The organism is Rhodopseudomonas sp. BR0M22, from assembly GCF_010907035.1.
Lineage (GTDB): Bacteria > Pseudomonadota > Alphaproteobacteria > Rhizobiales > Xanthobacteraceae > Rhodopseudomonas.
This window is the reverse complement of sequence record NZ_QUMK01000038.1, coordinates 39,861-52,258: the sequence shown is the minus strand read 5'-3', so window position 1 is coordinate 52,258 and position 12,398 is coordinate 39,861. Positions and strand designations below refer to the sequence as shown.

Below are 12,398 nucleotides of genomic sequence, written 5' to 3'. Positions count from 1 at the left end.
GTACTTCGTCTCAAGACGCGGGAGAGTAGGTCGCTGCCAGGCCTGCAAAGTACAAGAAATCCTCAAATCACGATGACAAGCAAACACACAAAACGCCGCCTCCAAAAGAGGCGGCGTTTTTTGCGTTCAAGGGGCGCTCCGCGTTTCCTGTGCATTCCGCGCGGCATTTTGCAGCGGTTCATCTCCACCAGCCTAGGCTCGCCCCCGTTCCGACTCGATCTGGCGTCAGATTGAGCGTGAACCGCGGTGCTCGCGGTCCGTTAACAACGGCCGCCTGCGAACCAGGTCCACTCGAGGAGACAGTTCATGCCTTTTGCCCTTCGTCCCGTCGTCGTCGCTCTCGGCGCTGGTGTCTTCGCCGTCGCGCTCGCGTCGGCCTCGACCACGGCCGTGTTCGCTCAGGCGAACAAAGCCGCGCCGTCGGCCCCGGCCGCTGCCGAGCCGGCAATGAAGGAAATCACCCTCACCGAGAAACAGATTCAGGGGGTGCTCGCCGCCCACAAGGACGTCGATGCGATCGCCGCCAAGCTGCCGGACGATCAGGACACCAAGCCTGATCCGAAGATTCTGGCGCAGCTCGACGATGCCGCGAAGAAGCACGGCTTCGCGTCCTACGACGAATACAGCGATGTGGTCGAAGCGATCGGCATGGTGCTGGCCGGCACAGATCCCAAGACCAAGACCTATGTCGGTCCGGCCGCGGCCTTGAAGGATCAGATCGCCGCGGTCGAAGCGGACACCAAGATGTCGGCCGACGACAAGAAGCAGGCGCTCGCCGACCTCAATGAGGCCGCCAAGAATCCCGGGCCGGCGGTGACCAACAAGACCAACATCGATCTGGTTCTGAAGAACTACGACGCGCTGTCCCAGGCGCTCGAGGACGACGAATAACCGTTCGCCACACCCGTCCGTCTTGCGCAGCGCCGCTTCTCGGTCGAGAGGCGGCGTTGCCGCGAGGAAGTTTCGCTCAGAAGGCTGTTCCGCTCCGCCTCCTCGTTTGGAGCGTTAGACTGATTCCAAACCCCACTGCATTCTCTTGGTTTGTTGCTTCTGCTAGGCGGTCGCATCCGCTGCAGCGCAAAAGAGTGACATGCCAGACCGATCCGAGGCCGGCCGCCGTGCCCATCAGGGTTTCCTGACCACCTGCGGCTGCGTCGCTGGCCGCATTGCGGTCGGTGCGGCAGTGTGCGGCAGCATTCTGGCTCCGCAGACTGCCGATGCGCAGGCGCAATCCCAGCAATTGCCGAGCGTCACCGTCGAGGCGCCGAACCGCACGGCCGCGTCGCGACCAGCGCCTGCGTCGCAGCGAAGCGCGCGCGCCCCGATCAGAAGGCAGGCGCGTCGCACGCCGGTTGCCGCGCCGCCGAGTCGGTCCGAGCTTGCCGCGGCCGCCGCCGCCCAACTGAATGAAGCCAAGCTCGGCTACCGCGCGATGCCGAGCCCGACGACGCTGCGCAGCGGGGCGTCGCCGCTCGACAGCTCGCAATCCGTCAATGTCGTGCCCGAGCAGGTGCTGAAGGATCAGCTGCCGCGCAATCTCGACGACGCGCTCGCCAATGTCAGCGGCGTGACCCAAACCAATACGCTGGCAGGCTCGTTCGATGCCGTGATCCGCCGCGGTTTCGGTGACAACCGCGATGGTTCGATCATGCGCAACGGCATGCCGCTGGTGCAGGGACGCGCGCTTGGCGCCGACGTCGAGAGCGTCGAAGTGCTGAAAGGCCCGGCCTCGCTGCTGTACGGCATCCAGACGCCCGGCGGCATCGTCAACACCATCAGCAAGCGGCCCGACCTGTATCAGCACGGCGCGCTCACCGTGATCGGCTCGAGCTTCGGTGGCGGCAAGAACGGCAGCCAGGCGGTCGTCGACGTCACAGGCCCGATCGGCGATGGCGGCGTCGCCTATCGGTTCGTCGGCTCGGGCCTCGATGAAGACTACTGGCGCAATTTCGGCGCCAATCGCGAGATGCTGATTGCGCCCTCGCTCGCTTGGTATGGCGACCGCACCACGCTTCAGTTCGGCTACGAGCATCGCGAGTTCAGCTATCCGTTCGATCGCGGCACCTCGTTCGTGAACGGCGCGCCGCTGGCGATACCGGCGACGCGCCGGCTCGACGAGGCGTTCAACCGGACCTGGGGCAAGTCGGATCTGGTGCAGGGCTCGATCGAGCACCGGCTCGACGACAATTGGAAAATCACCGCCGCCTACAGCTTCAACAGCGAGACCTACGACGCCAACCAGCTGCGCATCACTTCGGTCGATGCCCGAACCGGCGTCGAGCGCCGCAGCAATGACGGCACCAAGGGCGCGATGGCCTATGTCAGCTACGGCACGTCCTATCTGCAGGGTAATGTCTGGCTCGGCGATTTCCGTAACGAGCTGCTGATCGGCGGCGATGCGCAGCGCCGCGTGATCTATCGTCAGGATCTGATCCGGCAGGCGACGCCGAATTTCAACTTCTACAATCCGACCTACGGCCTGGTGCAGCCCGGCACCACGGTGTCGCCCACCGACAGCAACCAGACCGATCAGCTCGAGACCCGCTCGGTGTTCCTGCAGGATACGCTGCATCTCACCAACTGGTTCGCGCTGGTCGGCGGCCTGCGCTGGATGGAATACGACCAGCTCGCCGGCCGCGGCCGGTCATTCGTCGCCAACACCGATCTAGACGGCAGCAAGCTACTGCCGCTGGCCGGCGCGATCCTGAAACTGAACGACCAGGTGTCGCTCTACGCCAGCTATACCCAGTCGCTGCAGCCGACCTCGACCATCGCGCCATTGCAGAACAGTGGCGGTCTCGTCATCGGTTCGAACATCGCCCCCGAAGAAGGCACGCAATACGAAGCCGGCCTGAAGTTCGACCTCAACAAGCGGCTGTCCGGCACGCTGGCGGTGTACGACATCGACAAGAAGAACGTACTGGTGTCGCAGTTCAACGCCGCGACCGGCCTCAACGAATATCGCGCCGCCGGCAAGGTCCGCTCGCGCGGCGCCGAGTTCGATGTCACCGGCCGGCTCGACGAGCATTGGAGCACGATCGCGAGCTATGGCTACACCGATGCCGTCGTCACCGACGATCCGGTGCTGACCGGCAAGCGCCTGCAGAACGTCGCGATGAACACGGCGTCGCTGTTCCTGGTCTACGATTTCGGCACAGCGCTGCCTGGACGGCTTCGGCTCGGCGGCGGTGCGCGCTACGTCGGCGACCGGCCGGGCGACAGCACCAATTCCTTCGTGTTGCCGTCCTACACGGTGGCCGATCTGTTCGCGACCTACGAGGTCAAATACGGCCGCACGCCGGTGATCTACCAGTTCAACGTCAAGAACCTGTTCGACACGGTGTACTACCCGTCGGCGGTGAACACCCTGAACGTCGCGCTCGGCGACGCAAGGCGATTCTCACTGGCCGCCACCGTCAAGTTCTAGCCCGATGAAACCGCCGGCAGTCCGGGCTATCCTGCTGCAGCTCCATTCCGTCGCAGGATTGGTGCTCGCGGCGGTGCTGGTCGTGGTGGCCCTGTCCGGCGCGGTGATGAGTTTCGAGGACGAGATCCGAGGCGCGCTCGATGCTGGCCGCCTCGAAGTCGCGCCGCGTGCCGAGCCACGGATGCCGCCCGACGCCCTGATTGCGAAACTGCAAGCCGCCGGCGATCCGGTCGCGTCGATCACGATGCCCCGCGTCGCGACATCCGTCGTCGAGGTTCGGTTCGCCCGAAGGGCGGATCACACCCGGCCCGCGCCGCTCTATGTCGATCCTTATACTGGCGACAGCCTCGGTCATCCGGCGGCCGACGCGTTCTTTGCCACCGTCCGCAAGCTGCATCGCTGGCTGCTGTTGCCCGGCGATGGCAACGGCTACGGCCGGCCGATAACTGCTGTCGCGGCGCTCGGACTATTGACCATGCTGCTGACCGGCCTGGTGCTGCGCTGGCCGCACCGCCCCGGCAGCATCAAGGTATGGTTGAAGCCGCATTGGCAATTGCGCGGGCGCGGGCTGCACCGTTCGCTCCACGCCGTGATCGGAACCTGGGTGCTGCTGGTCTACCTCGTCATGACGACGACCGGTCTGTGGTGGTCGTTCGACTGGTACAAGGCGGCTGCGACCTGGCTCCTGGCGCGGCCGCCGATCGTGGCACAGCGCCCGAGCCGTCCTGCCGTCACCGAAGCCTCGTCCGCGCCGGTGTCGCTCGACCGCGTCTGGGCCGCGTTCGTGGCTGACCGCGGGAACCGTTTCGAAGCCGCGCGCTTGACGCTGCCATCCGGCCGCGACAGCACTGTGCGGGTTCGGGCCTGGCTGAGTGACGCCCGAGACGGCGCGCATGACGAATTCCGGATCGACGGCCGGACCGGCCGGATCGTGTCTGCCGACCTCTATGCCGACAAGACGATCGGCGAAAAGGTATTGGCGCGCGTGCTCGACATTCACCGCGGCAGCATTTTCGGTTGGCCCGGCAAACTGCTGTTCATGCTCGCAGCACTGACCATGCCGTTGTTCGGCGTTACCGGGGTGCTGCTGTATCTATCGCGCCGCCGTCACAAGCGGATGCAGCTAGCCGCCCGCGCCGGCTGACACATCCATCGGACGAGAGACTGGCCGGCCGCAATGTTGCGCCGCGCCGATCCGCCGCGCTATAAGCCGACGGTCAAATCACCCCGACCCGTCGCGAACCAACCGCCGCGTCATGAAAATCCTGCTGGCGGTCTTCCAACTCGAAAAGCAGAGCGGCAAAGAACGCGATTGCATCGCCATCGCGCGCCATCTCGCCGGTCGCGGCCACGACGTCACCATCGTCACCACGATCCCGTCGCCTGATCCGCTCGACCAGATCAGCACCGTGAAGGTGCGCGCCCGCGGCCTGACCAATCATCGCCGAGCGCGCAATTTCGCCCGGGCCGTCCGCGAGCATCGGCGCCAGCACCTGCCCGACGCACTGCTGTCGTTCGAGCTGGTGCCCGGCGCCGACTTTCATTACGTCGCGGACGATGCGGCGATCCTGCGCGACCGGCTGTGGGCGTGGCCGCCTCGGCAGCGGATCAGGCTGGCGCTGGAGCGCGGCGTGTTCGCCGCGGCGTCCCGCACCGAGCTCTGGTTCCTGACCCAGGATCAGCACGACGCCTACCATATTGCCTACGATTTCGATCCATCCCGCGCGCTGGTGTTGCCGGCCGAGCCGACGAAGCTGTTGGCCACCGTCGCCACGCGACTGGAGCAGCACGTCCCGGCGGCTTGAAATCGGGTGGCTGCACCGGCCTGGCCGTCGTAATCTCGGTGCCATGATGCCGACCACTCAGCACAGTCACGCGCTGTTCGACACGGCGATCGGCCGCTGCGGCATCGTCTGGGGCCGGCGCGGCATCGTCGCCGTGCAACTGCCGCAGCCGACCGAACCCCAGACCCGCGCGCGGATTGCGCAGCGTCACCCTGACAGCGTGGAAGCGTCGCCACCGGCAGAAGTGCAGCGCGCGATCGATGGCATCGTCGCACTGCTCGAAGGTTCGGCGATCGATTTCGCCGACATCCAGCTCGACCTCGACGGCACGTCGGCGTTTCAGCGCCGGGTCTACGATATCGCGCGCAGCATTCCGGCCGGCAGGACGCTGACCTATGGCGACATCGCCAAGCAGCTCGGCGGCGTCGAGCTGTCGCGCGAGGTCGGGCAGGCTCTGGGGCGCAATCCGTGCCCGATCATCGTGCCGTGCCACCGCGTCCTCGCCGCCGGGGACAAGCCCGGCGGCTTTTCGGCCAATGGCGGCGTCGCCACCAAGCTGAAGCTGCTGGCGATCGAGGGCGCGGCGGTCAACTACACGCCGAGCCTGTTCGACTAATCTCGATCGGGCGGCGGCTCAGGCCGCCGGCGGCACCGATACCTTCACCGACACGCGCTCCGACATCCGCTGGAAGAACGCATCGAGATTGGGATAGGCCGCACGCCAGCCGCAATCGGCGAAGCGGAAATCGGCATAACCGAGCACGCAGGTGAGCGCGATCTGGGCGATCGTCAGCGGTCCGTTCAGCATCGCGGTGTCGCGATCGAACCGCGCCATGCCGGCCCAGGCCCGCGCCCAGTGATCGTCGTACCAGCCCTGCCAGAACAGCTCCTTCGGCCGAACCAGCTTCTCGTAGCGGCACAGCAGCATCGAATCCAGCATGCCCTGCAGCAGCGAGTGGTCGCTCTTTACCCGCCAGCGCTCTGCGCCCGAGGCCGGGATCAGCTTACCGCCGCCCGCGAGCTCGTCGAGATATTCGGCGATCACGTAGGAATCGACGATCACCTCGCCATTGTCGAGGATCAGCGCCGGCAACTTCTTCAGCGGGTTGACCTCGCGCATGTATTGCTCGTTGGCCTGCGCTGGGATCACGGTCGCCGAGACGAATTCGATCCGGTCGATCAGTCCGAGTTCGATCGCGGCGATCCGCACCTTGCGGGCGAACGGCGAGGCTTGGGAGAAGGAAAGTTTCATGGATGCTCCTGAGAGGAACGACTTGGTCGCGAGCCTGCTCGATCTATCTTCTGTCATTCCGGGGCGCGAACGAAGTGAGCGAGCCCGGAATCCATAACCACCGCCGCGAGTATGGATTTCGGGCCTGCGCCCAAAAGGGCGCATCCCGGAACGACGAACGAGAGGTGTGTATAAGAGGCTTACGCCGCCACGATGGTTTGCTTCTGCTCGCCGAGCCCCTCGATGCCGAGGGTGACGACGTCACCGACATTGAGGAATTGCGGCGGCTTCTTGCCCATGCCGACGCCGGGCGGCGTGCCGGTGGTGATGATGTCGCCGGGCATCAGCGTCATCAGCTCCGACAGATACGACACGATCTTCGGCACGTTGAAGATCATGGTCGTGGTCGAGCCGGTCTGGCAACGCTGGCCGTTGACGTCGAGCCACATCCCGAGCTTGTGGACGTCGGCGATCTCGTCCTTGGTGACGACCCACGGACCGAGCGGGCCGAACGTGTCGTGCGACTTGCCTTTGGTCCACTGACCGGCCCGCTCGATCTGGAAGTGACGTTCGGAGACGTCGTTGCAGACGGCGTAGCCGGCGACGTAGTTCAGCGCATCGGCCTCGGTGACATATTTGGCGCGGGTGCCGATAATCACCGCGAGCTCGACCTCCCAGTCCAGCTTGGTCGAGCCGCGCGGCTTCTCGACGTCGTCGTTCGGTCCGCACAGCGAGTTGTTGGCCTTCATGAACACGATCGGCTCGGCCGGGATCGGCATGTTGGCTTCGGCGGCGTGGTCGGCGTAGTTCAGTCCGATCGCGATGAATTTCGGTGCACCGCCGACCGGCGACCCTAGCCGCGGCTGGCCGGGGACTGTGGGCAGCCCGGCGACGTCGAGCGCCGCCAGCTTGGCGAGGCCGGCGGGCGAAAACGCCTCGCCCGCGAGGTCGGCGATCTGTCCGGACAGATCGCGAAGCTGGCCGGACTGATCGAACAGGCCGGGCTTCTCGTGGCCGACGACACCATAACGAACGAGCTTCATCCCGCGTTTCCTCCGCAGTTGTGCAGGTAGTCCAACTGATGGACCAGTGATGATTCGAGTTCAATAGATGCTGGCGCCGCCGGGCTATGCGCGGCGCTGCTGTGAGCCGTCATGGCAACGCCACGAGGCGGAAGGCGTCGCCATCGCGCACGATCCGGCCCGGGCCGAAATGCCCGCCGAACAGCAAGGTCGGTGTGTCGGCGAAGCGCGAGAATAAGCGGCGGCGCGTTTCGATCGATTGCTGCGGGTCGGAGTCGAAGCTCGACGACCAGTCCAGCCGAGCCATCTGGCAGGGGTGATGCGCGACGTCGCCGGACAGCACCGCTTCTTCACCCTCGGAGCGGATGTGTAGCGCGACGTGTCCGGGGCTGTGGCCGGGCGTCGGGATCAGCGTGATCTCCTCGCCGATCTTCGCATCGCCGGCGATCAGATCGACGACGCCGGCATCGATCACCGGTTGCACCGAGTCGGCAAACACCGCGGCGTGCGCCGCGTCGGTGGAATGCGTCTTCCAGTAATCATATTCGAGGCGGCCGAACAGATAGCGTGCGTTGGGAAAGGTCGGCACCCATTGCCCGTCGACCAATCTGGTATTCCAGCCGACGTGGTCGACATGCAGATGCGTGCAGATCACGGTGTCGATGCTGTCGGCCGGATAACCGGCGCGTTCGAGATCCTGCAGGAACGGCTTGTCCAGCCCGTTCCAATGCGGCACGCCGCGGCCCTGCTTGTCGTTGCCGATGCAGGTGTCGACCACGATCCGTCGGGTCGGCGTTTCCACCACCCAACTATGCACCGACATCGTCAGCCGTCCCTCGTCGTTGGCGAATTGCGGCGTCAGCCACGGCATGGTCTGGATTTGCTGAGGGGTGGCTTGCGGCAGGATGAACCGGGTGCCGCCGGTCATCTCCATCTCGACGATTTTTGTGATTTTGACCTTGCCGACTGACCACGCCATCCCACGTCTTCTCCCTGGTTTTTATTTTGCCCGAACATGCGGGTTTTACGGCCGCGGCGCAATGGATCGCGTCGCGCTGCGACGCGTTAGGTCGCTCGAGGACAGCGCCGTTGTCGGCGCAAAGACGGAGGACAGACGATGCCGGAGCTGGCGATTTCGACCGACAAGGTCGCGTTTCTGATCGAGAAGGCGCGCGAATTCGACGCCAAGGAGGGCGTCACCGACGCCGATTCCGGATCGAACGGCGCTGACGACGATATGGTCGACGTGCTCGAGGATACCGGCGACGATCCTGTCGTCCAGGAGATCAGCAGTTTCATCAACGCAATGACCGAAGAAGAACAGATCGACCTCGTCGCCTTGATGCGGCTCGGTCGCGGCGATGGCAGCATCGAAGAATGGGATGATCTCCGCCGCGAGGCTGCCGAAGGCCGCAACGGACGCACCGCTCGTTACCTTCTCGGCGAGCCGCTGCTCGGCGATTACCTCGCCGAAGGGTTGGAAGAGTTCGGCCTGTCGTGGAACGACGAGCGAATAACGCCGGTGGCCTGATCCCGAGGCGCTTTAAGGCTGATAAATAGTTAAGTGCATCGGCTGCTCTGCACGCGCGTCGCGTGCGCTTCGTAGCATTCCGAGGAATTCAGATTTACCAGTGAATTCAGCGTCCTGCGGTCTATTCTGCGACGACGTCGATCATGCGAGCCGATGCTGATCGATTCCGTGGAGGCGAGGATGACGCTGGATCTCGGTTTCGATGCCCGCGAACTGCTGCGCAAGCTCGGCGGCAGCTCGATTGCGAAGTTCGCCAGGAACAAGACTGTTTTCGCGCAGGGGGACGACGCCGACAGTGTGTATTTGCTGCTGCAGGGGCGCATCAAAGTCTTAGTTCTGTCGGAGCAAGGCAAAGAGGTTGCGACCGGCATCGTCGCGCCCGGGCAATTCTTCGGCGACGGCTGTCTGGTCGGAGAGCAAACGCGTGGCGCCACCACTATTGCGATGCAGGACTGTGTGGTTGCGACTATTCCGAGCGTGCGACTGATTGAGACGCTCCGTGCGCAACCGGACTTTGCCGAACTGTTCGTGCGTCATCTGCTGCTGCGCAACCGTCGCATCGAAGAGGACCTGCTCGATCAGTTGTTCAATTGCAGCGAGAAACGGCTGGCGCGCCTGTTGCTCCGCCTCGCCGAGTTCGATCAGGGCCGAGAGCCGCAGCCGATCGAGCCGCATATCAGTCAGGAGACGCTGGCGGAAATGATCGGCACCACCCGGTCGCGGGTGAGCTACTTCATGAACAAGTTCCGCAAGCTCGGCCTGATCAGCTACGACCGCACCATCGAGGTGCATCCGGCCCGGCTCAGCGCCGTTCTGCAGGATCGGTCCGAACGCGTCAGCTAGTTTCAGCGCTGTTCGGGTGTCCGCTGTCGAGAGACCGGCGCATCTTCGCATCGCAAAGCCGCCATCCACTTTTGCCGGTACGCCCGGCTGCGCCGCCACTATAGTGCGCACCGCGCGCAAGACGCAGGGTGGAGACGGCATGATTGACGAGGGATGGCGTGATCGGCTCGCGATCCGCGAGTTGGTCGAGAATTGGGTGGTGTGGCGCGATGCCGGGGACTGGCAGCGCTTTCGCACCGTCTGGTTCGACGACGGCCGGATGATGGCGACCTGGACGCAAGGCACCGCCGACGAATTCATCGCGATGAGCAAGGCCGGCTGGGCCAAAGGCGTGTCGATTTTGCATTTCCTCGGCGGGCAGTCGATCGATCTCGCCGGCGCCCGCGCCGTCTCCCAGACCAAGATGACGATCTCGCAGCGCGCCAGCGTGCACGACGTCGTGGTCGATGTGGTCTGCACCGGCCGCTTCTACGATTTCCTCGAAAAGCGCGACGGCCGCTGGGGCCTGGTGCTGCGTCAGCCGATCTACGAGAAGGACCGGATGGATCCGGTCGACCCTGCGGCGAAGCTGTCGCTCGATGCCGCGCTGCTGGCGCAGTTCCCCGAAGGCTATCGTCATCTCGCTTACTTGCAGAGCGGCCTCGGCTATCCGATCAAGCGCGACATGCCGGGCCTGAAAGGCGACGCCGTCGAACGGCTGTACGCGAGCGGCGCGAAGTGGTTGAAAGGCGAGGCGCTGGACCGCTGACGCGAGCTGACTTGTTTCGCACGCCGTGGCGCGCGATTGCGTCGTCGCTTCGCTCGTCGCGATGGCGGAGCCCTGTTCGAACTCGATAACCAAGAAACGTGGAGACCGAAATGCCCGACTTCATCACTCTTCCCGCCCTGGTCCGCGACACCGCGCAGGCGCGGCCGGACCGGATCGCGGTGATCGACGGGGAACGGCAATTGCGCTACGCGGAATTCGATGCGCTGATCGATCGCATCGCCGCGACTTTGCAGCGCGATGGTCTGAAGCCGACCGACACCATTTCGATTTGCGCGCTGTCCTCGATCGAATATGCGGCGACCTTCCTCGGCGCGCTGCGCGCCGGCATCGCGGTGGCGCCCTTGGCGCCGTCGTCGACCGCCAAGGATTTCTCCGCGATGGTGCGGGACTCCGCCGCCAAGATCCTGTTCACCGACGACTTCGCCGCCAATGCGATGAAGGACGCCGAAATCGACGCCGCGGTGAAGCGCGTGGCGTTCGACGACGGCACCAGCGGCGAAGCGTTCACGCGCTGGCTGGCGCCGGAAGGTACCAAGCCCGCGCCGGTGACGATCGATCCGGAGTGGGTGTTCAACATCATCTATTCGTCCGGCACCACCGGCACGCCGAAGGGTATCGTCCACAGCCATCAGATGCGCTGGCTGCAATACGGCCAGCTCGATCCGATGGGCTACGGCCCCGACGCGGTCACGCTGTTGTCGACGCCGCTCTATTCCAACACCACGCTGGTCTGCTTCAATCCGACCCTCGCCGGCGGCGGCACCGTGGTGCTGATGAAGAAGTTCGACGCCCGCGGTTTCCTGGACTTGGCGCAGAAGCTCCGCGTGACCCACGCGATGCTGGTGCCGGTGCAGTATCGCCGAATCATGGCGCTGCCGGAGTTCGGGCAGTTCGACCTGTCGTCCTTCCAGATGAAGTTCTGCACGTCCGCGCCGTTCGCGCCGGAATTGAAGGCCGACATCCTCAAGCGTTGGCCCGGTGGTCTGACCGAGTACTACGGCATGACCGAGGGCGGCGGTTCGTGCACGCTGCTCGCCCACGAATTCCCGAACAAGCTGCACACCGTCGGCCAGCCGCGGCCCGGTCATGAAATCCGGATGATCGACGAGGACGGCAACTTCCTGCCCAATGGTGAAGTCGGCGAAATCGTCGGCCGCTCCGACACCATCATGAAGGGCTACCTCAATCAGCCGCAGAAGACCGCCGAGGTTTTCTGGACCGACAAGGACGGCAACCTCTGGGTGCGCAGCGGCGACGTCGGCCGGTTCGATGCCGACGGCTTCATCACCCTGATGGACCGCAAGAAGGACATGATCATTTCGGGCGGCTTCAATATCTATCCGAGCGATATCGAAGCCGTGGTTGCCAAGCATCCTGACGTGCTCGAAGTCGCGGTCGTCGGCATGCCGTCGGAAGAATGGGGCGAGACCCCGGTTGCGTTCGTGGCGTCGCGGCCAGGCCACAGCATCGATCCGGCGGAGTTGAAGAGCTGGACCAACGGTCAGGTCGGCAAGACCCAACGCCTCGCCGAGGTGGTGCTGGTCGAGTCGCTGCCGCGCAGCGCAATCGGCAAGGTGCTGAAGCGCGAACTCCGCGACCAGCGCCTCGGCGTGAAGGCCGCGTCGTAGACCAAGCAACGCTCAGCCTCACCGACGTCATTCCGGGGCGCTCACGAAGTGAGCGAACCCGGAATCCCGAGGTTGTTGCGACGCAGAGATTCCGGGTTCGCCGCTATGCGGCGCCCCGGAATGACAAGTGGAAAGGCTTGCGCTCGAGCGGGCGAGCGCTCCT

Annotated in this window: 12 protein-coding genes; 9 read left to right on the top strand and 3 right to left on the bottom strand. The window is 64.7% G+C overall.

The genetic code is table 11. The annotated features are described in order from the left end of the window. Positions 1–306: 306 nt before the first annotated feature. The 5 genes from DY468_RS14015 (at position 307) to DY468_RS13995 (ending at position 5,827) form a co-directional block, all read left to right on the top strand. Positions 307–891 carry a hypothetical protein gene (locus DY468_RS14015; protein WP_164605420.1) on the top strand — a complete coding sequence of 195 codons (585 nt, stop codon included), beginning with the start codon at positions 307–309 and terminating at the stop codon, positions 889–891. 199 nt (positions 892–1,090) lie between these two features. Further along, complete coding sequence (locus DY468_RS14010) at positions 1,091–3,427, top strand: TonB-dependent siderophore receptor (RefSeq protein WP_164605419.1); 2,337 nt, start codon at positions 1,091–1,093, stop codon at positions 3,425–3,427. Positions 3,428–3,431: 4 nt separating this feature from the next. Further along, positions 3,432–4,571, top strand: coding sequence for a PepSY-associated TM helix domain-containing protein (locus tag DY468_RS14005; RefSeq protein WP_164605418.1), 1,140 nt, complete (start codon positions 3,432–3,434; stop codon positions 4,569–4,571). A 112-nt stretch (positions 4,572–4,683) separates the two neighbouring features. Further along, complete coding sequence (locus tag DY468_RS14000; RefSeq protein ID WP_164605417.1) at positions 4,684–5,232, top strand: glycosyltransferase family protein; 549 nt, start codon at positions 4,684–4,686, stop codon at positions 5,230–5,232. 43 nt (positions 5,233–5,275) lie between these two features. Then, complete coding sequence (locus DY468_RS13995) at positions 5,276–5,827, top strand: methylated-DNA--[protein]-cysteine S-methyltransferase (RefSeq protein WP_164605416.1); 552 nt, start codon at positions 5,276–5,278, stop codon at positions 5,825–5,827. Between the two features lie 18 nt (positions 5,828–5,845). On the opposite strand, the gene DY468_RS13990 is transcribed toward DY468_RS13995, so the two are convergent. From DY468_RS13990 to DY468_RS13980, 3 genes are all read right to left on the bottom strand, one after another. Next, complete coding sequence (locus tag DY468_RS13990) at positions 5,846–6,463, bottom strand: glutathione S-transferase family protein (RefSeq protein ID WP_164605415.1); 618 nt, start codon at positions 6,461–6,463, stop codon at positions 5,846–5,848. Between the two features lie 179 nt (positions 6,464–6,642). Beyond that, positions 6,643–7,485 (bottom strand): fumarylacetoacetate hydrolase family protein, encoded by an 843-nt coding sequence (locus DY468_RS13985; RefSeq protein ID WP_164605414.1) that lies wholly within the window; start codon positions 7,483–7,485, stop codon positions 6,643–6,645. Between the two features lie 109 nt (positions 7,486–7,594). After that, positions 7,595–8,443, bottom strand: coding sequence for an MBL fold metallo-hydrolase (locus DY468_RS13980; RefSeq protein ID WP_164605413.1), 849 nt, complete (start codon positions 8,441–8,443; stop codon positions 7,595–7,597). Between the two features lie 138 nt (positions 8,444–8,581). Between DY468_RS13980 and DY468_RS13975 the strand changes: the two genes are divergently transcribed. The 4 genes from DY468_RS13975 to DY468_RS13960 all read left to right on the top strand — a co-directional run bounded on the left by DY468_RS13975 (position 8,582) and on the right by DY468_RS13960 (position 12,235). Next, the gene (locus DY468_RS13975) at positions 8,582–8,995 is read left to right on the top strand and encodes a DUF3775 domain-containing protein (RefSeq protein WP_164605412.1); all 414 of its coding nucleotides are present in this window, start codon (positions 8,582–8,584) and stop codon (positions 8,993–8,995) included. A gap of 180 nt (positions 8,996–9,175) precedes the next feature. Continuing rightward, positions 9,176–9,838, top strand: a complete 663-nt coding sequence (locus DY468_RS13970; protein WP_164605411.1) for a Crp/Fnr family transcriptional regulator — start codon at positions 9,176–9,178, stop codon at positions 9,836–9,838. A gap of 139 nt (positions 9,839–9,977) precedes the next feature. Beyond that, complete coding sequence (locus DY468_RS13965; RefSeq protein ID WP_164605410.1) at positions 9,978–10,586, top strand: nuclear transport factor 2 family protein; 609 nt, start codon at positions 9,978–9,980, stop codon at positions 10,584–10,586. Between the two features lie 110 nt (positions 10,587–10,696). Further along, positions 10,697–12,235: a class I adenylate-forming enzyme family protein gene (locus tag DY468_RS13960; RefSeq protein WP_164605409.1), complete on the top strand. Its 1,539-nt coding sequence runs from the start codon at positions 10,697–10,699 to the stop codon at positions 12,233–12,235. Positions 12,236–12,398: the final 163 nt, after the last annotated feature.

Bases quoted from the DNA above. Each gene is read 5' to 3' on its own strand.
- DY468_RS14015 (WP_164605420.1), top strand. From the start codon at position 307: ATGCCTTTTGCCCTTCGTCCCGTCGTCGTCGCTCTCGGCGCTGGTGTC.
- DY468_RS14010 (WP_164605419.1), top strand. From the start codon at position 1,091: ATGCCAGACCGATCCGAGGCCGGCCGCCGTGCCCATCAGGGTTTCCTG.
- DY468_RS14005 (WP_164605418.1), top strand. From the start codon at position 3,432: ATGAAACCGCCGGCAGTCCGGGCTATCCTGCTGCAGCTCCATTCCGTC.
- DY468_RS14000 (WP_164605417.1), top strand. From the start codon at position 4,684: ATGAAAATCCTGCTGGCGGTCTTCCAACTCGAAAAGCAGAGCGGCAAA.
- DY468_RS13995 (WP_164605416.1), top strand. From the start codon at position 5,276: ATGATGCCGACCACTCAGCACAGTCACGCGCTGTTCGACACGGCGATC.
- DY468_RS13990 (WP_164605415.1), bottom strand. From the start codon at position 6,463: ATGAAACTTTCCTTCTCCCAAGCCTCGCCGTTCGCCCGCAAGGTGCGG.
- DY468_RS13985 (WP_164605414.1), bottom strand. From the start codon at position 7,485: ATGAAGCTCGTTCGTTATGGTGTCGTCGGCCACGAGAAGCCCGGCCTG.
- DY468_RS13980 (WP_164605413.1), bottom strand. From the start codon at position 8,443: ATGGCGTGGTCAGTCGGCAAGGTCAAAATCACAAAAATCGTCGAGATG.
- DY468_RS13975 (WP_164605412.1), top strand. From the start codon at position 8,582: ATGCCGGAGCTGGCGATTTCGACCGACAAGGTCGCGTTTCTGATCGAG.
- DY468_RS13970 (WP_164605411.1), top strand. From the start codon at position 9,176: ATGACGCTGGATCTCGGTTTCGATGCCCGCGAACTGCTGCGCAAGCTC.
- DY468_RS13965 (WP_164605410.1), top strand. From the start codon at position 9,978: ATGATTGACGAGGGATGGCGTGATCGGCTCGCGATCCGCGAGTTGGTC.
- DY468_RS13960 (WP_164605409.1), top strand. From the start codon at position 10,697: ATGCCCGACTTCATCACTCTTCCCGCCCTGGTCCGCGACACCGCGCAG.